Genomic DNA, 19,536 nt, shown 5'->3' with positions numbered 1-19,536 from the left:
GATAATGAGGCATCCCTTCTTCCCGCAGGAACCGACGATGATCACCACCGAACCGCGCATGACCAACCTGTTCCTGCAACTGGGCCTGGATGCCAGTGCCGAGGGCATCGCCCGCTTCATCCGCGAGCACCAGCTGGCCACCGATGTGGATGTGGTCGAGGCACCGTACTGGAACGATGCCCAGCGCCAGTTCCTGTCAGAATCGCTGCAGGCCGATGCAGCGTGGAGCACCGTGGTGGATGAGCTGAACGAGTCGCTGCACGAAGATGCAGTGAAGGCCGCGACCGGGCTGTAAGCGTTCGCCGGGCATGGCCCGGCGCTACCGATTACGCGGCACTGTAGATCCACGCCATGCGTGGATGGCCGGACCCGATGGGGTCAGAGCCCTTTCCGCAGGAAAAGGATCCGACCCCGCTGGCAGATCACCCGTGGATCAGTACTTCCAGGTCAACGCCAGGCGCGCGGTGCGGCCCGGGGCCGGCATCACGCCCAGGGCGAGCGGGTCCAGGTAGTAGCGGTCGGTCAGGTTGTCCACGCCCGCTTCCACCGACCACTGGTCATTGAAGTTCCAGCTGGCGAACAGGTCGACCAGCGTGGTCGGCCGGTACAGCTGCTGGATCGCCGAGAGGCCAACGTTCCATTCCTTGTCCAGCTTGCTGATCGGGCCGGCGTTGTGGATCACACGGGTACCGAAGGTCAGGCGCTCGTCGAACAGGCGCGAGCCCAGGGTCAGGTTGACCATGTAGCGAGGCGGGTTCTGCGTGTTTGTGTACGAACCCTCGAAGCCGCCATCCACGCAGTCCGGCGTGCCGGCCAGCTCTGCGTTCCTGCGCTGCACGCCATAGGCGCGGCGCTCGGCGGCGATGTCCGGCGCGCAGGTCTTGGCCTTGAAGTAGTAGTGCGCGGACAGATCGGCGAACACCTTGCCGCTGTCATAGCTGGACTGGAACTCCAAGCCCGACACCTTGAACTGGTCGACATTGCGGATCAGGCCCGCCGACAGCGTGCGGTAGTCGCGGGTGATCAGATCGTCGATGCGGGTATCGAAGTAGGCCAGCTTCAGCGCCAGGCGATCACCGGCAGTGAACAGGTCGTAGCGGATGGTGCTCGCGCCGATTTCCCAACTGCGCGCGCGCTCCGGCTTCAGCTCGCCCACCGGCTTGGCGGCAGTGAACAGGCCCAGCGTGGTCTCGAACAGGCTCGGCAGCTTGGTGCCCTCGGCGTACTTCACGTAGACCATGGTGTCTTCGCTGAAGCGGTAGGCGACGCTGGCGGTCGGCGAGAACGCGTTGTCGCGACGGCGGATCGGCTGCGACCAGGTCCAGCTGACCGGCACTTCCAGATCCTGCGGCTTGCCGGCGTCATAGAAGTTCCAGCCCGCGATGTCGGCCACGGTGCCCTTCTTGTACGGCGACGCCAGCAGCGAGGCCTGGGTGAAATTGCCGTTGGCGTCCGGATACCAGTTCAGCAGCGCGATGCGCTTGGCACGCCACGACGGCAGCGCCGGGTTGCCATTGAGCAGTTCGGTATAGCGGTACCGGCCCTGCACCTCGTAGGCATCCGGCGTTGCCAGGCGGTTGCGGTCGTGCACATCCACCCGGTTCCAGCGGCCACCGGCCAGCAGCTCCCAGTGTTCGTCGGGCTGCCACTTCAGCGACGCCACGGCACTGTATTCCTTGCGCTCGGCGTTGCGCAGGAAGCGGTTGTTGACCAGGTCATCGTGCATGACCGGGCCGGAGCTGCCTGGTGCAATGTCCTCATCGCTGTAGGACAGGCCGTAGTCCAGCGTGAACGCCCCGGCACGGGTGTCGAACTTCGACGTGTTGCTTGCATCCAGGTTCAGGCGCTTCTGCCGCAGCGGGTTGCGATACGCATCCTTGTAACCGGGGTCACCGCTGAAGCTCGGGGCGTCATACCACTCGGTGCGGCGGTCGAAGTACCACGGGGTGATGCCGGTCAGGCTGTTGTACATCACGCTGTCGGTATCGGTGTACGCAGCATTGACACGCAGGTCGACCAGATCGCTGTCCGGGTTGAAGCGGTAGCGCAGGTTGTAGCTGTCCATGTCGACATGGCCCGGGTCCCACTGCGGAATGCGATCGCGGTCGACGCGGATGATCTGCGAGGCCATGATCTCGCCGGCGGTGCCTTCGTAGCGACGGTAACCGGCTTCCAGCGTCTGCGCGTCATCGATGCGCCAGGTGCCTTTGAGCAGCGCCGACTTCGAGCGCGACGAGGTGTTGAACACTTCGGTACGCGGCGGATTCAGCGGCGCCAGCGTGCGACGGGTCTGCGGGAAATCATCGTAGCCGTGCTTGCCGGAGAAGTAGTTGCCGTTGTCACGGTAGGCATAGGCGGCGACCAGATCGAAGCGGTCCCAGTGGCCGGCGCCGGCCACGTTGAAGAACTGGCTGCCGGTAGCGCTGCGGTCGCTGCGCGGCGCGGCGCTGTAGGCCGGCAGGTTGTTGGCGCTGCCATTGGCCAGGCCGCCACGCACGCGCACGCCGAAGTCGCGCCCCTCGCGCAGCACGTCACCGATCTTCAGCGTCTCCATTTCGACCACGCCGCCAATGCCACCGGAGGCGTTGGCCTGCAGGCTCGGGCCCTTGGTGATGGTCAGGCTGGAGATCAGGTCCGGGTCGAGATAGGTGCGCTGCGACTGGCCGGCATAGCCACGGTAGGTGTCCATGCTGGACTGGCCACCGTCGATGATCACCGGCACGCGGCCCTGGCCCTGGATACCACGGATGTTGACGTCGAACCCATTGCCCACGCGCGGGTCACCGGCGGTGACGCCGGCCACGCCCTTGACGATGTCGCCGTTGGAAGTGCCGCGGAAACGCTCCAGCTGCGTGCGGTTGAGCGTGGTGGTGGAACCGACGCTGCGATAGCTGTCGAGCAGCCGCGCTTCGTCACTGCCTGCGCCGCCGTCGACACGGTCGCCGGCCACGCTGAGCGTATCGGTGACGATCACACCGCTGTCGGCCTGGACCGGCGTTGCCGCTTCCATGGTCACCGCATCGGCACTGACCCGGCGCATCGCCAGCCCGCTGCCCTGCAGCAGCTGCTGCAGCGCCTCGTTGGCCGACAGGCTGCCGTTGACTGCGCGCGAGGTCACTCCCTGGGCGAGGGTGGCCGGATACACGACCTGCACGCCGGACTGGCGCATGAAGCTGCGCAGTGCTTCGTCCAGCGGCTGCGCCGGAATGTCAAAGCGCTGCACGGCAGCGTGATTGCCGGTGGCGCTCTGTGCCAGCACGGACGGTGCGGCGCTGGCCAGGCCGGCGGCCAGCAGGGCGATGCACAGGCGGGACGGGCGCAGCACGCGGCCCGGGCGGTGGGAGTCGAACATGGGGAACCTGTCAGGTAATCGGTGCCGCAGGCGCGGCGTCATCCGCAACACAGGCGGACACGGCGACGTACGTGGCGGCGGCGGGTACGTTCGCGGGGTAAGACGGGTGGCGCGGCAGGAACCCCAAGAGGGATTTGCGATCGCGGTGGGTGCCGACCGTTGACCGGCACAATGGGATCACCGCGACGATCATCCACGCATGGCGTGGATCTACTGGACGATGGCGACGCCGAATGGAAGGCGGGTAACCTGCAATCCCGCCGTTGCCGCCAACGCGTCCAGCGCCTGTTCCGGGCGATCGATGCGCAGCGCGGCACTGACCGCCGGCAGCCGCGACAGATCGCCGCGCACGAAGGTCGGGCCGGCACGGTAACGCCCCACCCACTGCACGGCGTCGGCGACGCTGGCCTGCTCCAGCAGCAGTTCGCCCTGCCGCCACGCGCCGACACTGTCGGCAGCCACGTCCTGCAGGCGCGTCACGCCACTGTGTTCGCCATAGATGGCACGCTGGCCCACCCGCAGATACGTCCAACCACCGTCAACCGGGCTGGCCACGCGCACCCTGCCCTGTCCGACCTGGGTTTCCACCTGGTCGCTGTCGCGTGCGACGGAGAACGCGGTCGAGATGTCCTCGACCACGCCATTGCCCGCACGCACGCTGAAACGCCGCTGCGCATCCGGGCTGACCTCGAACCACGCGCGCCCGCGCAGCAGCTCGATCTGGCGTGCATCCGCATCGAACCGCACGGCGATCGCGCTGTCCGCATCCAGCACCGCGCGGCTGCCATCGGGCAGCCGTACGTCCTGCACGACATGCGTACTACGGTGATCGGCCTGCAGGCGCAGCCAGGCTTCCGGCCATGCCACCAGCATCGCCAGCGCGGCCGCCGCAGCCATCGCCCATCGCAGCCGCTTCGGGGGCCGGCGTTCGACGCGCCCGGCCTGCGGCCGCGGCCCGACACTGCGCCACAACGCGCGCTCGTGTTCGAAGGCGCGACGGTGCCCAGGCTGCTGGAGCCAGTGTTCGAACTCATGCATGCGCACATCGCTGATATCGCCTGCGGCCAGCCAAGCGATCCAGCCCCGGGCCTGTTCGGCCAGGGCATCGTCATTGGCGGCGGGCAGCATGTTCGGCGGGCTCATCGGCTGGCAGACAGGCGCATTCAAGCGCGGGCGGGGGAACTAGACCGCATCCTCGGTCCAGTGATCAAGACGTTTCAGCGCGGGCCAGCCCCAAGCCGGGGTGATCATCGGCCGCTGCGCGCCCAGGCCAGGCGTTGCAACGCGGTGCGCACATGGTTCTCGACCGTGGTCACCGACACGCCCAGGCGGCGTGCGATCTCGGCCTGGGTCAGGCCCTGCAGGCGGTTGAGCCGGAAGATGGTGCGGGTCGGCTCCGGCAGGTGTCCCGCCGCGTCGAGCACCCGCTGCAGCTCGTCCTGGGCCATCGCCTGTTCCTCGGTCGAGATCACCTCGTCCGGTCCCCACAGGTAATGGTCGGCCAGCAGGCGGTTGCGCCGGGTCGATTCGCGGCCATGGTCGGTCGCCAGGTTGGCGGCCAGCCGGTAGAGATAGGCGCGCGGGTTGTCGATGGCCTGGCTGTCGTCAACCCTGCGGGCCTTGAACCACACGGCCTGGATCACGTCCTCGGCGCCATTGTCGCCCCCGAGGATGCGCTGCACCCGGCGCAGCAGCGCAGGCCGCTCGCGGATCAGCAGTTCAGTGAGGGAGGCGGCATTGGAGGACATGCGCGGAACCGGGACGACAGGCGGAAGGCGCCGCGCATGCTACTCCGTTAATGAGAATCAGTCACGTTCGCATCAGTGGATGCAGCCGGTCAGCCCGTCATAGACGCTCTCCGACGTTCCGCGCAAGGGATCGTGCAGCGGATTGCGGGCCGCCAGCGCCGCGTGGAAGTCCTCCACCGGAGTGCCGGGCACCAGCGGCAGCCGGCACAGCCAGGTCGGCTGCCGGGCCACGATCGCACCGTCATGCCGCGACACGGCCAGGTCACTGGCGGCAAATGCCCAGAGGCACTCATGCACCGTGCCGCGCACCGCGTCCACCGAACACCGCAGGCGCAGCGCACGGATGTCGCTGTACTCACCCTCGCAGAAGGTGTCTCCGCAGATCCTGTCGAAGCCATGCTGCAGACGGCCTTCCAAGGCAAAGAAGCGATCCCAGTTGGCTTCCTGCCGCGGGTAATCGATCAGGTCGACGTAGGGGAAGGCCTGGGCTGCGGGGGCCATCAGCAGCGCGCAGAACAGGCCGGAAGACAGGGCAGGAAGTCTCATGCGGCAACTCCTCGGGAAGGTGCATCCAGCCTGCGCCCCCATGCCTGCCGGCCCCATCGGTCCATCCCTGCCAGCAGCGTCGGCCCCTGCCTCGACCTGCCGTCAGCCCCCTCCCCTGCACGGCGCCCGGCAAAGGCATAAAATGGGGAGCTATCCGTCTACATCCCCCACCTGGAGCACGACCATGGGTCTGGAACTCGTCTCGCCCGGCAAGAACCCGCCGGAAGAAATCAACGTCATCATCGAGATCCCGAAGGACTCGGAGCCGGTGAAGTACGAAGTGGACAAGGAAACCGGCGCGATCTTCGTCGACCGCATCCTGTCCACCCCGATGCGCTACCCCTGCAACTACGGCTACGTGCCGAGCACCCTGTGCGGCGACGGCGACCCGGCCGACGTGCTGGTGGTGCTGCCGCTGCCGCTGGTGCCGGGCTCGGTCGTGCGCTGCCGTCCGGTCGGCGTGCTGAAGATGAGCGATGAGGCAGGCAGCGACGAGAAGATCCTGGCCGTGCCGGTGTCGAAGATCTTCAGTGGCTACGCCCACGTTGAAGACATCGCGCAGGTCTCGAGCCACTGGCTGGAGCGCATCGGCCACTTCTTCGAGCACTACAAGGACCTGGAGAAGGGCAAGTGGGTCAAGCTCGATGGCTGGGGCGGCGCCGCCGAGGCCAAGCAGATCCTGATCGAGGCGCACCAGCGCCATCTCGACAGCAAGGCCTGAGCCTGAACCGGATCGCTCCGGCATGCCGTGCCGGAGCGATGCGGGTCACGTTTCATGATGACGGCACATCACTCTTGCCGTCGTATTAGGTAAATTGCGTCACTTCACACGTCATCGACATCCATCGTCGAGACAGCCAGGGGAATGTGTCGTGCGTATTCTGCTTGTTGGGGATGCAGCCAGCCTGCCGGCTGAGCTGACCGAATTCATTGCCGATCTTGGGGAAGACTGGCAGCCGCTGACCGCCACCGATGGCCAGGCCGCGATGACCGCGGTTGCCACCCAGGGCGTGGACGCGGTGATTGTCTGCCCGCAGCTGCCGGACCTCAATGCCACCACGCTGCTCGGCCAGATCCGGACGCTGCGTCCGGAAACCATCCGCATCGCGCTGGTGGATGCACAGCACGGCAACCGGCCGCCGCCGGCGCGCCTGATCGGCGTTGCCCATCGCTTCCTGCCGCTGCCACTGGCGCCGGAAGTGCTTCTGGAAGCGCTGACCAGCCTGGAAGAGCTGCGCGAAGTGCTGGACAGCCCGCGCCTGCGCGATGCCATCGGCCGCATCGAGAAACTGCCGTCGCCGCCGCACCTGTACCTGAGCCTGACCCAGGCGCTGGAGCATGACGACGATGCCGACAGCGCCGACGTCGCCAAGCTGGTGGCCGCTGATCCGGCCATCGCCGCCAAGGTGCTGCAGCTGTCGAATTCGGCGTTCTTCAGCCAGGGCCGCACCATCGCCGACCTGCGTACCGCGGTGACCCGGCTGGGCCTGGCAACACTGCGCGACCTGGTACTGGCCAGCGAAGTGTTCTCGGCGCCGACGCTGTCGACCGCCGAACGCAACTCGCTGCAGCAGCGCGCCCTGCTCGCCTCGCGGCTGGCCGCACGCCTGCTGCCCGAATCCAGCGCCGAACTGGGCGCAACCGCAGCACTGCTGGCCGACATCGGCCTGCTGCTGCCCGGCGTACGCAACGAGCGCACCGAGCCGTCGCTGGCCGGCGATACCCGTCCGGGCCACGCCGAAGCCGGTGCCTACCTGTTGGGGCTGTGGGGCCTGCCGATGCCGATCATCGAGGCGGTGGCGTTCCACCTGCAGCCGCAGCGCGCCAACACGCGCAGCTTCTGGGTGACCGGTGCGGTGCATGTGGCGCTTGCGCTGGTCAACGGCGATCCGGTGGATGAGGACTACCTGCAGCGCGCGGGCGTGCTCAACAAACTGCCGCAGTGGCGCGAACATGCCAACAGCCTGATGGGGCTCACGCCCAGCGAAGCCTGAGCACACCGGCAATGCATGCGATGAAGGCGCGCCCGCAAGGACGCGCCTTCGTTGCATCAGGGCTGCGCGCAGTGGTCGTACACGCAACGTTCGAAGAGAAGCTGGCAGTACGCCGCATCTTCGCCGGCCTTGATGCAGTCACTGCGCACTTCGGCGCAATAGCGTCCATTGGCACACACCAGCGGGCTGGCCGACACACTACCGGCCAGGCTCAGGACGGCAAGAACTGCAGCAGCGAACATCCGTGGCATCGCGTTGTTCATTTCGCGCTCTCCTTGGTCCGGAATGGACCTCCGCGACCGTACCAGCGGTCCAATTGCGACAAGCGTGACCCCTGTCGCTGAACCGCCCGATTCAGAGTTTCCCGACCCGGCTCTGCCAAACGCAAAGAGGGCGGGCCTTGCGGCCCGCCCTCCTCGTCTTGCCTTCAGGCTTCGATGGATCAGAAGCGCTGGTTGTACTGGATGAACAGGAAGCGGTCGTAATCCAGCATCGGGTCCAGCTGCACGGCACTGGCGTTGGTCACCGCGTAGGTGATCGGCGGGGTCTTGCCGAACACGTTGCGGGCACCGACGGTCACGCTGCCGTTCCACGGGGCCTGCCAGGTGGCCGAGATGTCGTGATAGACGATTGCGCCCTTCTTGTTGGCACCCAGGCCACCGCTCCAGCCACCGTTCTCGGTGTAGTAATCCGGCTGGTTGCACTCCAGGCCATTTTCCTGGTCGTAGCAGAAGTCGCGGAAGCCGCCGTAGTAACGCATGGTCCAGGTGGCCGACAGGTCGCCCTTGGTCCAGGTAGTCGCCAGGGTGCCGCGGACACGCGGGTAGTTCCAATAGCCTGCGTAGTCATCCCATGCAGCACCCTTGGTGGCCTGCTGACGGAAGCTGGTCAGGTAGTTGGTGTCCAGGTTGAACGACAGGGTACCGAAGCTGTATTCCGGCATACGGTAGCGGACGCCGAAGTTGTAGCCTTCGGTTTCCAGCGAGCCCAGATTGGCGTTGCCGCGGCTCAGGCCGGTGACCTGCTGGCCATTGGCAACGTCGCCACGGCTGTACTGGTCACAGAAGGCCTGCACACCGTTCTGGTAGCACTGGTTCAGCACGTAGTTCGCCGACAGCGCGGTGATCACGTTGTCCACGGTGATCTTGTACCAGTCCAGCGAGACGTTCAGGCCGCTGACGAAGCTCGGGCTCCACACCAGGCCCGCGGTGCGGGTCTTGCTGGTTTCCGGCTGCAGCTTGTCGTTGCCCACGCCCGAGTTGAACGGGTTGTTACCCTGGGTGTCACGGGCACTGATCGGACGACCAGCAGCGTCGGTCTGACGGAAGTCGGACGCCAGGCCTTCAGCACCGCAACGGGCGGCAACGGCCGGGTTGCTGCGCTGGCCGAACACGGCATCACACGGATCGGTGAACTTGTCGAAGGTCTGCGAACCACCACCGAAGGTGTCGTCCAGGGTCGGGGCACGGAAGCCCTCGCCGTAGGTCGCACGCACCAGCAGGTCGTCGATCGGCTTCCAGGTCACGCTGAACTTGCTGTTGACCGTGTTGCCGAACTTGTCGTAGTCCGAGTAGCGGCTGGCGACATCCAGCGACAGCTCCTTGGCACCCGGCAGGTCACGCAGCAGCGGCACCATCAGTTCCAGGTAGAACTCGTTGGTCTTGTACTTGCCTTCGGTCGGCTGCGCGGCCAGCTCGGTGGTGTAACCCGAGGAGGACAGTGCGTCCGGATGATCGTAGCCCGACACTTCGCGATGCTCGTAACCGGCAGCGAAGGCGAACTCGCCCGCATCGCCCGGCATGTCGAACAGCGAACCGGTGATGTTGGCGAAGTACTGCTTGCTCTTGCTCTGGCCGGTCGAGTTCAGCAGGGTGTTGATGTACTTCAGCGCATCCGGGGTCGCGGCGCTGGCGCCGCCCAGCAGGTCGAACGGGACGCAGCTGCCCGGGCTGGTGCCCAGCGCGATCGGGTTGGCAGCGGTGCCGCACTGGGCGACGCCGTTGGCGTTGATGAACGACGGGCCGAGGGCATTCTTCAGGGCCAGCAGGTTGATGTTGCCCGAGCTGGTCTGGGTCACGTCGAACTGGTTGTAGTTGATGCCCACATCCCAGTCGAACGGACGGTTGTTGAAGTCGAAGTTGCCTTCCAGGGCCGCGTCGAAGTGCAGCGACTTGACGTTGTTCTGGGTGATGCGCGGCAGTTCGAAGATACGACGGCCCCAGCCACCGATGTCAACGCCGGCGCCCGGGTTGGCCCAGTTGCCCAGCGGGTTGTAGATGCTGTCCTTGCTGATCGCCACTGGGAACTGCGGCTGCGAGGTGCCGGTCAGCGGGTAGCCGGCGATCTGGCGCTTGGAATCGCGCTCGGAGTACATCGCCGTCGACTTCAGACGCAGGTTGTCGTTGATGTCGTAGCTGGCCGAGGTGAACATGGTCTTCGACTCAGCGCCCTGGTTCAGCATCATCTGCTGCGAGGCGTTGTAGTAGTCGTCCAGACCAATCAGGTGGTAGTTGTTGAAGTTGTTCGACGGCTGGCCAACGCCGACCGGGGTGTCCCACGAACCGGTGTGGTTGACCACCCAGGTGTTCGGGACCCACTTGCCAGCCTTGTTGTATTCGCCAGCACCGGCGGTGCCTTCGGCACGCGGATCGGTGAAACGGCCCCACGGGCCAGCCGGGCTCAGACCGTCTTCCTTGTGGCCCTGGCCATAGGAGTACTGGGTCAGGCCACGATCCTTGGCCCACACCGGATCTTCCTTGATGTAGTTCGCGCCGAACACGATCGAGGAGCGCTCGCCGCTGGCACCCAGGGTCAGGCTGTACTGGGTCTTGGAACCGTCGCCGTGGCTGTTCTGGCCATAGTAGGCACTGGCCTCGGCGCCGTCGAAGTTCTTGCGCAGGATGATGTTGACCACGCCGGAGATGGCGTCGGAACCGTAGATCGCCGAGGCGCCGTCCTTCAGGACTTCAATGCGCTCGATCAGCGAGGTCGGGATGGTCGACATGTCGGTGAAGCCGGCCAGGCTGGTGCTCCAGCGCTTGCCGTTGACCAGCACCAGCGTGCGCTGCTCACCCAGGTTGTACAGGCTGACGTACTGGCCGCCCTGTTCCGGGTTGGACGCCAGCACGGCCGCCTTGCTGAAGGTCTGGGTGCCTGCCACGGACAGGTTCTGCAGCAGGTCGCCGACGCTGACCAGGCCCGAACGCTGGATGTCCTCATGGCTTACGGTGAGGACCGGCTGGGAGGTTTCCACATCCACCGAGCGGATGCGGGAGCCGGTGACTTCCAGGCGATCAAGGGTGGTCGGGGCACTGGCTTCCTGTGCGGAAGCAAATGCCGGTGCCAGCGCCAGCGCAATGCCGGCGGGCAGCAGGCCCAGCCGCACGGCAGGGGTGCGAACGTTCATCAATCTCTCCAAGGTACGTGTTAGTAGCGTGTTAAAACGCTCCAGCACGTTACGATTGCGTTGCGATGCTGTATTTGCGCGACCCAACCGGAGACTTTGCAGAATGTGGCGGGAGCAAGCCACCGTTCTCCCTGAACCGGGAAGCAGACTGCCCGTAGCGGGCGCGGAAGGCCCTGGCGAAGCTGCAGCAGTTGTCGAATCCGCTGGCTGCAGCGACCTCGCCCACCATCATGTCGGTGTCGCGCAGCAGATCGGCGGCCCGCTCGAGGCGCAACCGTGCCGAAAGCGACTGGGGGCTCTCTTCATACAGGCTCTGGAAGGTCTTGGAGAGGTACCAGCTGGAGAAGTTGGTCAGCTCGGCGAGTTCGCCGATCCGCACTACGCGGTGGCTGTTGCCCTCCAGATAGAGACGGGCACGCTGCATGCGGCCGAACACCTGGCGCTTGCGGCTGCGCGAGCGACCGGGGCAGCGCTGTACGTTGTCGGCCAGGTCACGCTGCAGGCCGGCCAGATGCAACAGCAGCGGGCGCAGCGCCTGCGCAGGCAGGCCGCTGTCGAGCGCATCGCGCCACAGGCGCAGGGCAACGCGGGCGTCGCCGCGGCTCATGCGACCGCGACCGGCATACAGGCCGCAATCGGCCATCTCGGACAGCACCCGCATCGCCTCCGCATTCAGGCTGAGGCCCACGCACAGTCCGTTACGGCCGGCCTGCACCAGCGGGCGCGACTCCTTCTCGAAGGCGATCCACTCACCATGGCGCAGGCGGAAACGCCCTTCCTTGGCTTCCACCCAGGAACTGCCCCGGACCTGAAGCCAGACCGTGAAGCTTGACCCTGCCGTCTGCAGGCTGCCGAGCCGGGCCACGCCCATGCAGGTCGGCGCGAGATCGTCGAGCGCCTTGTCGAGGGAGACGGTTTGGCCACGATCGGCCAGCGAGAGTTGACGCATGGGGCACCACGGGTTTGCCTGATACAGGCTTCCGTTTTGCCTAATCAGGCGTCAGCCCGTCAGGAAAATCCGCCGAGATCGCCACGAATTCGCGGCGAGAACTCCACGAAGAAATCACGAAGAGATATTTTTCTTCAGGATCAATGACTTGAGAAATGCCGGGAACAGTGCTGGCGTCGACCGGGGCAGCTGCATGACGCCGATGTCGGCACCATCGCTGACCGCCAGGGCGACGTACAGATCCCGGCCATCGGCGCTGGCACTGATACCGTTGCCCGCGCTGAGCCGCTGCCGGTCCAGGCAGCGCTCGGGGGCTTCGGTCCCGGCCTGGATATGGATCAAGGTCGTACCGCACTCGGTCGAGTTGCCGAGATACCCGATGCCGCCGGTGCCTGCCACCGTCCAGGTGCGATAGCGCCAGCGGCTGGGCCTGTCTTCACTGACCTGCTGCACGCTGGCCGGGGACAGCGCCGCATCCACCGACCACAGGCCACCGGACGCCAGGCGGGTGAACAGCACGCGGCCATCGCCCCGATCGAAACGTGCCTGGGAGACGCCGTCGATGCTGGCCAGGCGGCGCCAGGGGGTCACGCTGCGATCGAACAGGCTCAACCGGGTGCGCTGCTCTGCATCGCGCTCGACCACCAGCAGCTGTTCCGGGGTTGCCCCGTACAGGGCCTGCAGGGGCTGATCCACCGGAACCGGCAACGACTGCAGGTGTTCGTCGCGCGGGGCGATCTCGTAGACCACCGTACGCCCATGCTCATCGCGCCCGACCACCAGCAGCTGGCGGCTGTCGGCCGACCAGTCCGGCGCCTGCCGCCCCTCCGGGCGCAGGCCCTCGATCGGCCGCAGTGAATCGGGCCGCTGCATGTCCGCCCACCAAAGCGCGAAACTGCCGGAACGATCGGAGGTGAAGACCAGTTGGCGACCGTCGGGCGCCGCCATCGGCTGCCCGTCACGCCCGCTGGACGCAAACAGCCGCTCGGCGCTGCCACCGGCCATCGGCACCTTGAACACGCCGAACTGGGCACGGCGGTGAACGAAAGCCAGCACGTCGCCGTGGCGTGACACCGCAGGCCATTGTGCGTCGTCGAGGCCGGCATCACGCAAAGTGCGGCGCTCGACATCCAGGTAGTACAACCGCACTTCGCTGTCCACGCGCCGGCCGAACACGATGGTGCGCCCATCGCCCAGCCAGGCCCAGCCACGCTGTTCGGCCGATTCGTTGGTCAACTGCTCCAGTTCACCGCCTCCGGCCGGCATCCGCCACAGGTCGCCCATCTGCGGATTGCGCACGAACACCAGCCACTTGCCATCGGGCGAGTAGCGTGGCGCGTAGTCAAAATCATCCTGGTCGACCGCATAGTCCAACGCCCGCCACTGGCCGCTGGCCAGGTCGAGCACACGGATGCCACGATGGGCATAGCGGCCCACCATGCTGCCAAAGACCAGGCCACGGCCATCCGGCGTCCAGTCGAAGCTGAGCAGCTCGGTTCCGTCGCAACGGGTCGCCTGGCGCACACCGCCGCCGGTAGCGCTGGCGATCAGCACCTGGCAACCGCCGTCGGCTCCAAAGCGGGCAAAAGCGATCTCGCGCCCGTCCGGTGACCAGCTCGGGAAGCGGTCACTGGCCCCCTTCGGCGGCAGCGCCAGCTGCCGGGCCGGCGCATTGCCTGAGGTCTGCACCTTGATCGCGCCACCACCGGTGCCATCCTCGTTGGCGCCTTCGTAGGCAACCTGGGAGCCATCCGGCGAAAGCGTGGGATAGGTTTCAAAACCACTGGTGGCGGTGATCAGGCGATAGGGACGCTGCGGGCTGCCGATCACCCGCACGCCGTTCTCGACCGCGGCATCCACCGGTGAACTCGACTCCGGCCCACGCCGGAGCAGCAATGTGGCCATGACCAGCAGCGCGGCCAGCATCATCACCCCCAGCACCCACAACAGCTGGCGGCGCAGCTGGCGCCAGCCACGCCGGCGCGAAGGCGCTGCCGGCACGGCCATCGCCGGAATCACGCCGGCACCGTCCGGCGACGGCATCACGCCCGCAACGGCCACCGCGTCCACTTCCGCCACGGGATCGACGTCGTCCAGCGCCTGCACCGGTACCAGCAGCCGATAACCGCTCTTGGCGATGGTCTCGATGTAGGCCTGGCCGTTGTCGTCGTCGTTGGCGAACGCCTTGCGCAGCTGGGTGACGGCCTGGGTCAGTACGTCATTGGTCGGCAACGTATCGGGCCAGACCTCGGCAAACAGCTCTTCACGGGTGACCACTCGCCCAGGCTGCCGCATCAACACGCGCAGTACGCCCAGCGCTTTCGGCGTCAGCCGCCGGGGACGGCGCGCGCCTTCAACCTCGACCTCACGCGAGGACAAGGTAATGACGCAGTCGCCGACCTGCACTCGGTCGGCCTCAATGGGCGCGAGTTCGCTGCTGTTCATTTTCCGCTATACAGTAGGGACGGGACCTGGGCAGGGCTCACCAGCAATACCGTCCCCACCGTCCCTGGACAGGGTCATCGAAAAGCCAGATTCCGCACAAAGCATCGGCGCATACCGCAAAAACAATAACGCCCCCGGATATTAGCCTAAGCCGGTTACCCCGCCTATGACGGGGTCGACACTCAGGCTCTCTCTCTCGCCGACGCATTCACATAATCTGCATCACTATTCGCGCCCTTTTGGGCGCGAAATTTTTATCTGGCGTTCATTTTCACATGCGCCGAAGCATGGTCAACCCGACCAGACGCGACACCACAAGGCCGATATACATGACGCCTGCGAACTGTTCGAGCATCACCAGGGCCCGTGCCTGCGGGTGCAGCGGCACGACGTCGCTCAATCCAACGCCGGACAACAAGCTGAAGCTCAGATAAAGCAGCTCCATCCAACTGCGCTGATCACCGCCGCTGGCGCCATGGAAACTGCCGGGATACCACTGCTGGCACACCGCGAACGCGAAAGCAAACGCCCAGGCCAGCAGGGTGAAGGTTGCCCCGGCCGCGAACAGTTCGTCGCGGGTGACTTTATGATCCTGCAGCATGTAGGCGATCAACGCGCCCGCCGTATAGAAGTACAGCAGGCTCTCCAGCAGCTGGGCGGTGGTCAGCAGCCCGCTGCGGTCCAGCAGGGCACCGGCCAGTGAGAACACCACCGAGGGAATGGCCAGCAGCAACGCCAGCCAGGTTCCCAGCGGGCTGCGCTGGACCACCCACAGCGCCAGGCCCAGTACCGCCATGCCGAACATGCCCAGCGCTGCACGGCCACCGGCAGTGTCGTCGAGCGCCGGGTACAACAGCACCGCCAGCAGTTGCGCACCCAGCAGCCAGGCCGAGGGGTGGCGGCGGGCGATCGCCAGCCAACGGGTGGTCAGAGCAATGGGCATGGCGTCCTTTCCACGGGGCGATGGCCGGAGCATAGCGGGTAGCGCCGGGCTACGCCCGGCGGCTTTCCGGGACCGATGCGCTCGCCGGGCGGCGCCCGGCGCTACCTGCGCGGCATCACCCCTGGTGGTAGACCTCTGCACCTGCGGCGCGGAATTCGGCGGACTTCTCCTTCATGCCGGCCTCGGCGTAGTCACGCACATCCTGGGTGATCTTCATCGAGCAGAAGTGCGGGCCGCACATCGAGCAGAAGTGGGCCAGCTTGTGCGCATCCTTCGGCAGTGTCTCGTCGTGGAATTCCTTGGCCTTCTCCGGATCCAGCCCGAGATGGAACTGGTCCTCCCAGCGGAACTCGAAGCGCGCCTTGCTCAGTGCATTGTCGCGTACCTGCGCGCCCGGGTGTCCTTTGGCCAGGTCCGCCGCGTGCGCGGCAATGCGGTAAGCCATGATGCCGTCGCGCACGTCCTGGCGGTTGGGCAGGCCGAGGTGCTCCTTCGGCGTCACGTAGCAGAGCATGGCCGTACCGAACCAGCCGATCATCGCCGCACCGATCGCGCTGGTGATGTGGTCGTAGCCCGGCGCGATGTCGGTGGTCAGCGGCCCCAGCGTGTAGAACGGCGCTTCGCCGCACTCACGCAGCTGCTTGTCCATGTTCTCCTTGATCAGCTGCATCGGCACGTGGCCGGGGCCTTCGATCATGGTCTGCACGTCGTGCTTCCAGGCAATCTTCGTCAGCTCGCCCAGCGTCTCCAGTTCACCGAACTGCGCTGCATCGTTGGCATCGGCGATGCAGCCCGGGCGCAGGCCGTCTCCCAGCGAGAAGGTCACGTCGTAGGCCTTCATGATTTCGCAGATCTCTTCGAAATGCGTGTAGAGGAAATTCTCCTTGTGGTGCGCCAGGCACCACTTGGCCATGATCGAGCCACCGCGGCTGACGATGCCGGTGACCCGCTTGGCGGTGAGCGGCACGTAGCGCAGCAGTACGCCGGCGTGGATGGTGAAGTAGTCCACGCCCTGCTCGGCCTGCTCGATCAGCGTGTCGCGGAAGATTTCCCAGGTGAGCGCCTCGGCACGGCCATCGACCTTTTCCAGCGCCTGGTAGATCGGCACGGTACCAATCGCCACCGGCGAGTTGCGGATGATCCATTCACGGGTTTCGTGGATGTGCTTGCCGGTGGACAGGTCCATCACCGTGTCGCCGCCCCAGCGGATCGCCCACACCAGCTTCTCCACTTCCTCGGCGATGCCGGAAGACACGGCGCTGTTGCCGATGTTGGCGTTGATCTTGGTGAGGAAATTGCGGCCGATGATCATCGGCTCGCTTTCCGGATGGTTGATGTTGTTGGGCAGCACCGCACGACCACGGGCGATCTCGTCGCGCACGAACTCAGGGGTGATGATCTTCTGGATCGACGCACCGAACGCTTCGCCCGGGTGCTGCTGCAACAGGCCGGCATCGCGGATCGCGTCCAGCCGCTGGTTCTCGCGGATGGCGACGAATTCCATTTCCGGGGTGATGATGCCGCGCCGCGCGTAGTGCATCTGGGTGACGTTGGCGCCGGAACGCGCACGTCGCGGCAGGCTGCGCGCGGGGAAGCGCACGGCATCGAGCTTCGGGTCATGTTCGCGGTCGCGGCCGAATGAAGAGCTGAGGCCGTCGAGCTGTTCGGTGTCCCCGCGTTCCTCGATCCACGCACGGCGCAATGCCGGCAGGCCCGCGGAAAGATCGATGCGGGCCTGCGGATCGGTGTACGGGCCCGACGTGTCGTAGACCGTCACCGGCGCATTCTCTTCGCCGCCGAACAGCGTGGGCGTGCGGGTCAGCGCGATCTCGCGCATCGGCACCTGCAGGTCCGGGCGCGAACCGGGCACATGGATCTTGCGCGAGCCGGGAATGGGCCGGGTCACCGATTCGGAGAGTTGCTGGGCCTGTTGCTGCAGGGCGGAGAGCTGTGCGTTCATCGGGCATCGTCCAGGAAGGTCAGGGACGAAGCGGCGGCGCACGGCACCCGCGCACGGGCGGTCCTTGGGCGGAGTCCGGGCACGGCTGCATTGCAAAGCTTCCCTACGCCGGTATGAGCCGGATCAGGTTCCAAGGGACTGTCTCAACCGTGGCCACATGGCTCGGTACCCCCGCTTCTTGCTGCGCATTAGAGCATAGACCGCCCGCCTCCGGGGTCGGATCCGCTTTCCCGCGGAACGCGGATCCGACCCCGATCGGCATTCGTTAACGGAACCATGACGCCGCGTTCAGTAACGTGCACGCCCATCGCGTCGCTGAGATCGATGCGTTCCCCGCCGCCTTCGCGGCCCCTGCCCGGCGCGTGCTGCATGCCGCCGGCCCTTCGCTGCAAGCTCTGCTCGCTCCCCTCAATCCCCTTGATCGGAGAAGCTCCTTCATGGTGTTTCGCGTTTCCATCGCGCTGGTTCTGTTGCTGGTGCTGCTGGCCGGCATCGCGCCCGGCCCCTTCAATACCGTTGTGCAGTCCATGCTGGCCGAGGTCATCCGCAGTGTCGGCTGGCTGTACCTGCTGGTGGTGTTCCTGGCGCTGGTGTTCCTGATGTACCTGGCCTTCGGCCGCTTCGGCAACTTGCGCATCGGTGGCGAAGATGCCGAGCCCGAGTTCTCGCGTGCCAGCTGGATGTCGATGCTGTTCGCCGCCGGCATGGGCATCGGCCTGGTGTTCTGGGGCGCGGCCGAGCCGATTTCCCACTTCGCCAAGCCGCCCGAGGGCCTGGCGCCGCAAAGCCTGGATGCGGCGCGCGCATCGATGCGCTATGCGTTCTTCCACTGGGGCCTGCATCCGTGGGCGATCTATGCGCTGATCGGCCTGGCGATGGCCTGGTTCCAGTTCAACCGCAATGGACGCGGCCTGGTCAGCGACATGCTGCAACCGATCATCGGCCGTCACCATCGCGGCTGGATCGGTCGGGTGGTCAACATCGCCGCCGTCGTTGCCACCGCGATCGGTGTCGCTACCACGCTCGGCTTCGGCACCATCCAGATCGCCGCCGGTATCGAACGCGTGTTCGGCGTGCAGGCCACGGTCGCGGTGCAGATGACCATCATCGCCGTCGCCTTCGTGCTGTACATGGCCTCCACCGCCAGCGGCGTGGAGCGCGGGGTGAAATGGCTGTCCAACTTCAACCTGGCGTTGGCTGCGCTGCTGGCAGCCATCCTGCTGGTGCTTGGACCGACCGGCTTCATCTTCGATACGTTCACCACCACGCTGGGCTCCTACCTCAACCAGCTGGTGACGATGAGCCTGCGCATGTCACCGTTCTCCGGCAGCACCTGGGTGGCGGACTGGACGATCTTCTACTGGGCCTGGTGGATCTCGTGGGCACCGTTCGTGGGATCGTTCATCGCGCGCATCTCGCGCGGCCGCAGCGTGCGCGAGTTCGTGATCGGCGTAGTGCTCGCGCCGACGCTGCTGGGCTTCTTCTGGTTCGCGGTGTTCGGCGGCACCGCGCTGTGGGCACAGATCTTCGGCCACGCCGATCTGGTGCAGGCGCTGGGCAATGGCTACGAAACGGTGCTGTTCACGCTGTTCGACAGCATGCCGCTACCGCTGTTGCTGTCGTGCATCGCGCTGGTGCTGCTGATGATCTTCTTCGTGACTTCGGCCGATTCGGCGGTACTGGTGCTGGCCAGCATGTCCACCGACGAGGCTGGCGACCCACCGTTGAAGCGCAAGCTGGCCTGGGGCATTGCGGTGGCATTGATCGCAGCGGCGTTGCTGCTGGCCGGTGGACTGGACGCGCTGCAGGGCATGATCACGATTGCCGCGCTACCGTTTGCCTTGCTGATGGTGCTGGTGATGGTGTCGCTGTACCGGGTGCTGGACCAGGAGTACACGCGCGAGCGGCGGCAGGCGCAGCGCCAGCGGCACATGATTGACGCGTGGATCGCACGCGAGATGGCGGCGCAGGAGGAGACCCAGGCGGAGGCGGCGCGCGCGCAGGATCGGGATTGAGGGTGTTTTGCAGCCTGCGGCTGCACCGCTTCTTTCAAGCAAGTGCAAGTGCAGAAGCCAAGGCGGCTCTGGGTTTCTGCTGGTTGGGGGGGGAGCGGTGTGGGTGGACAGGACACGCCGTAAACCCATCCCTGGGGGCTCGATGGCGCCATCCATGGCGCCAACGGTCCTGCCAACC

General features: G+C 66.1%; 14 protein-coding genes and 1 riboswitch. Of the genes, 4 read left to right on the top strand and 10 right to left on the bottom strand.

What is annotated here, in order from left to right; all coding sequences use genetic code 11:
* Positions 1-37 precede the first annotated feature (37 nt).
* The gene (locus V3B41_RS17665) at positions 38-295 is read left to right on the top strand and encodes a DUF2789 domain-containing protein (RefSeq protein WP_049429940.1); all 258 of its coding nucleotides are present in this window, start codon (positions 38-40) and stop codon (positions 293-295) included.
* 138 nt (positions 296-433) lie between these two features.
* On the opposite strand, the gene V3B41_RS17660 is transcribed toward V3B41_RS17665, so the two are convergent.
* The 4 genes from V3B41_RS17660 to V3B41_RS17645 all read right to left on the bottom strand — a co-directional run bounded on the left by V3B41_RS17660 (position 434) and on the right by V3B41_RS17645 (position 5,646).
* Positions 434-3,352 carry a TonB-dependent receptor gene (locus tag V3B41_RS17660; protein WP_329861735.1) on the bottom strand — a complete coding sequence of 973 codons (2,919 nt, stop codon included), beginning with the start codon at positions 3,350-3,352 and terminating at the stop codon, positions 434-436.
* A gap of 210 nt (positions 3,353-3,562) precedes the next feature.
* On the bottom strand, positions 3,563-4,495 hold the full coding sequence (locus V3B41_RS17655; protein WP_329861734.1) for a FecR domain-containing protein: 933 nt from the start codon (positions 4,493-4,495) through the stop codon (positions 3,563-3,565).
* Positions 4,496-4,599: 104 nt separating this feature from the next.
* On the bottom strand, positions 4,600-5,100 hold the full coding sequence (locus tag V3B41_RS17650) for an RNA polymerase sigma factor (protein ID WP_049429943.1): 501 nt from the start codon (positions 5,098-5,100) through the stop codon (positions 4,600-4,602).
* A gap of 72 nt (positions 5,101-5,172) precedes the next feature.
* Positions 5,173-5,646, bottom strand: a complete 474-nt coding sequence (locus V3B41_RS17645; RefSeq protein WP_329861733.1) for a hypothetical protein — start codon at positions 5,644-5,646, stop codon at positions 5,173-5,175.
* A 184-nt stretch (positions 5,647-5,830) separates the two neighbouring features.
* On the opposite strand from V3B41_RS17645, the gene ppa reads away from it, so the two are divergent.
* Positions 5,831-6,367, top strand: a complete 537-nt coding sequence (gene ppa / locus V3B41_RS17640) for an inorganic diphosphatase (protein WP_005410935.1) — start codon at positions 5,831-5,833, stop codon at positions 6,365-6,367.
* 151 nt (positions 6,368-6,518) lie between these two features.
* Positions 6,519-7,640, top strand: coding sequence for an HDOD domain-containing protein (locus V3B41_RS17635; RefSeq protein ID WP_049429945.1), 1,122 nt, complete (start codon positions 6,519-6,521; stop codon positions 7,638-7,640).
* 56 nt (positions 7,641-7,696) lie between these two features.
* Here V3B41_RS17635 and V3B41_RS17630 read toward each other — a convergent pair whose 3' ends face one another.
* The 6 genes from V3B41_RS17630 to thiC form a co-directional block, all read right to left on the bottom strand.
* The gene (locus V3B41_RS17630; protein ID WP_197620172.1) at positions 7,697-7,903 is read right to left on the bottom strand and encodes a hypothetical protein; all 207 of its coding nucleotides are present in this window, start codon (positions 7,901-7,903) and stop codon (positions 7,697-7,699) included.
* A 179-nt stretch (positions 7,904-8,082) separates the two neighbouring features.
* A complete protein-coding gene (locus V3B41_RS17625; protein ID WP_049429947.1) occupies positions 8,083-11,046 on the bottom strand; it encodes a TonB-dependent receptor in 2,964 nt (987 codons plus the stop codon).
* 49 nt (positions 11,047-11,095) lie between these two features.
* The gene (locus V3B41_RS17620; protein WP_049429948.1) at positions 11,096-11,995 is read right to left on the bottom strand and encodes a helix-turn-helix transcriptional regulator; all 900 of its coding nucleotides are present in this window, start codon (positions 11,993-11,995) and stop codon (positions 11,096-11,098) included.
* 114 nt (positions 11,996-12,109) lie between these two features.
* Positions 12,110-14,440: a winged helix-turn-helix domain-containing protein gene (locus V3B41_RS17615; RefSeq protein WP_049429949.1), complete on the bottom strand. Its 2,331-nt coding sequence runs from the start codon at positions 14,438-14,440 to the stop codon at positions 12,110-12,112.
* Between the two features lie 271 nt (positions 14,441-14,711).
* Positions 14,712-15,383, bottom strand: a complete 672-nt coding sequence (locus V3B41_RS17610) for an ion channel (protein ID WP_100443676.1) — start codon at positions 15,381-15,383, stop codon at positions 14,712-14,714.
* 115 nt (positions 15,384-15,498) lie between these two features.
* Entirely contained in the window at positions 15,499-17,343 is a 1,845-nt protein-coding gene (gene thiC / locus V3B41_RS17605) for a phosphomethylpyrimidine synthase ThiC (protein WP_329861732.1), read from the bottom strand.
* 82 nt (positions 17,344-17,425) lie between these two features.
* A riboswitch (TPP riboswitch) is annotated at positions 17,426-17,526 on the bottom strand.
* A gap of 254 nt (positions 17,527-17,780) precedes the next feature.
* On the opposite strand from thiC, the gene V3B41_RS17600 reads away from it, so the two are divergent.
* Entirely contained in the window at positions 17,781-19,358 is a 1,578-nt protein-coding gene (locus tag V3B41_RS17600; RefSeq protein ID WP_197650484.1) for a BCCT family transporter, read from the top strand.
* Positions 19,359-19,536: the final 178 nt, after the last annotated feature.

This window comes from Stenotrophomonas sp. SMYL89 (assembly GCF_036319985.1).
In the GTDB taxonomy this organism is placed as follows: Bacteria; Pseudomonadota; Gammaproteobacteria; order Xanthomonadales; family Xanthomonadaceae; genus Stenotrophomonas; species Stenotrophomonas maltophilia_Q.
The sequence above is the reverse complement of the archived record's forward strand: the minus strand, read 5'-3'. Positions and strand labels throughout refer to the sequence as shown.

Excerpts from the sequence above, each read along its gene's own strand:
- V3B41_RS17660 (WP_329861735.1), bottom strand. The coding sequence starts at position 3,352 with ATGTTCGACTCCCACCGCCCGGGCCGCGTGCTGCGCCCGTCCCGCCTG.
- V3B41_RS17620 (WP_049429948.1), bottom strand. The coding sequence starts at position 11,995 with ATGCGTCAACTCTCGCTGGCCGATCGTGGCCAAACCGTCTCCCTCGAC.
- V3B41_RS17625 (WP_049429947.1), bottom strand. The coding sequence starts at position 11,046 with ATGAACGTTCGCACCCCTGCCGTGCGGCTGGGCCTGCTGCCCGCCGGC.
- V3B41_RS17650 (WP_049429943.1), bottom strand. The coding sequence starts at position 5,100 with ATGTCCTCCAATGCCGCCTCCCTCACTGAACTGCTGATCCGCGAGCGG.
- V3B41_RS17600 (WP_197650484.1), top strand. The coding sequence starts at position 17,781 with ATGGTGTTTCGCGTTTCCATCGCGCTGGTTCTGTTGCTGGTGCTGCTG.
- V3B41_RS17645 (WP_329861733.1), bottom strand. The coding sequence starts at position 5,646 with ATGAGACTTCCTGCCCTGTCTTCCGGCCTGTTCTGCGCGCTGCTGATG.
- V3B41_RS17655 (WP_329861734.1), bottom strand. The coding sequence starts at position 4,495 with ATGAGCCCGCCGAACATGCTGCCCGCCGCCAATGACGATGCCCTGGCC.
- V3B41_RS17665 (WP_049429940.1), top strand. The coding sequence starts at position 38 with ATGATCACCACCGAACCGCGCATGACCAACCTGTTCCTGCAACTGGGC.
- V3B41_RS17615 (WP_049429949.1), bottom strand. The coding sequence starts at position 14,440 with ATGAACAGCAGCGAACTCGCGCCCATTGAGGCCGACCGAGTGCAGGTC.
- V3B41_RS17610 (WP_100443676.1), bottom strand. The coding sequence starts at position 15,383 with ATGCCCATTGCTCTGACCACCCGTTGGCTGGCGATCGCCCGCCGCCAC.
- thiC (WP_329861732.1), bottom strand. The coding sequence starts at position 17,343 with ATGAACGCACAGCTCTCCGCCCTGCAGCAACAGGCCCAGCAACTCTCC.
- V3B41_RS17630 (WP_197620172.1), bottom strand. The coding sequence starts at position 7,903 with ATGAACAACGCGATGCCACGGATGTTCGCTGCTGCAGTTCTTGCCGTC.
- ppa (WP_005410935.1), top strand. The coding sequence starts at position 5,831 with ATGGGTCTGGAACTCGTCTCGCCCGGCAAGAACCCGCCGGAAGAAATC.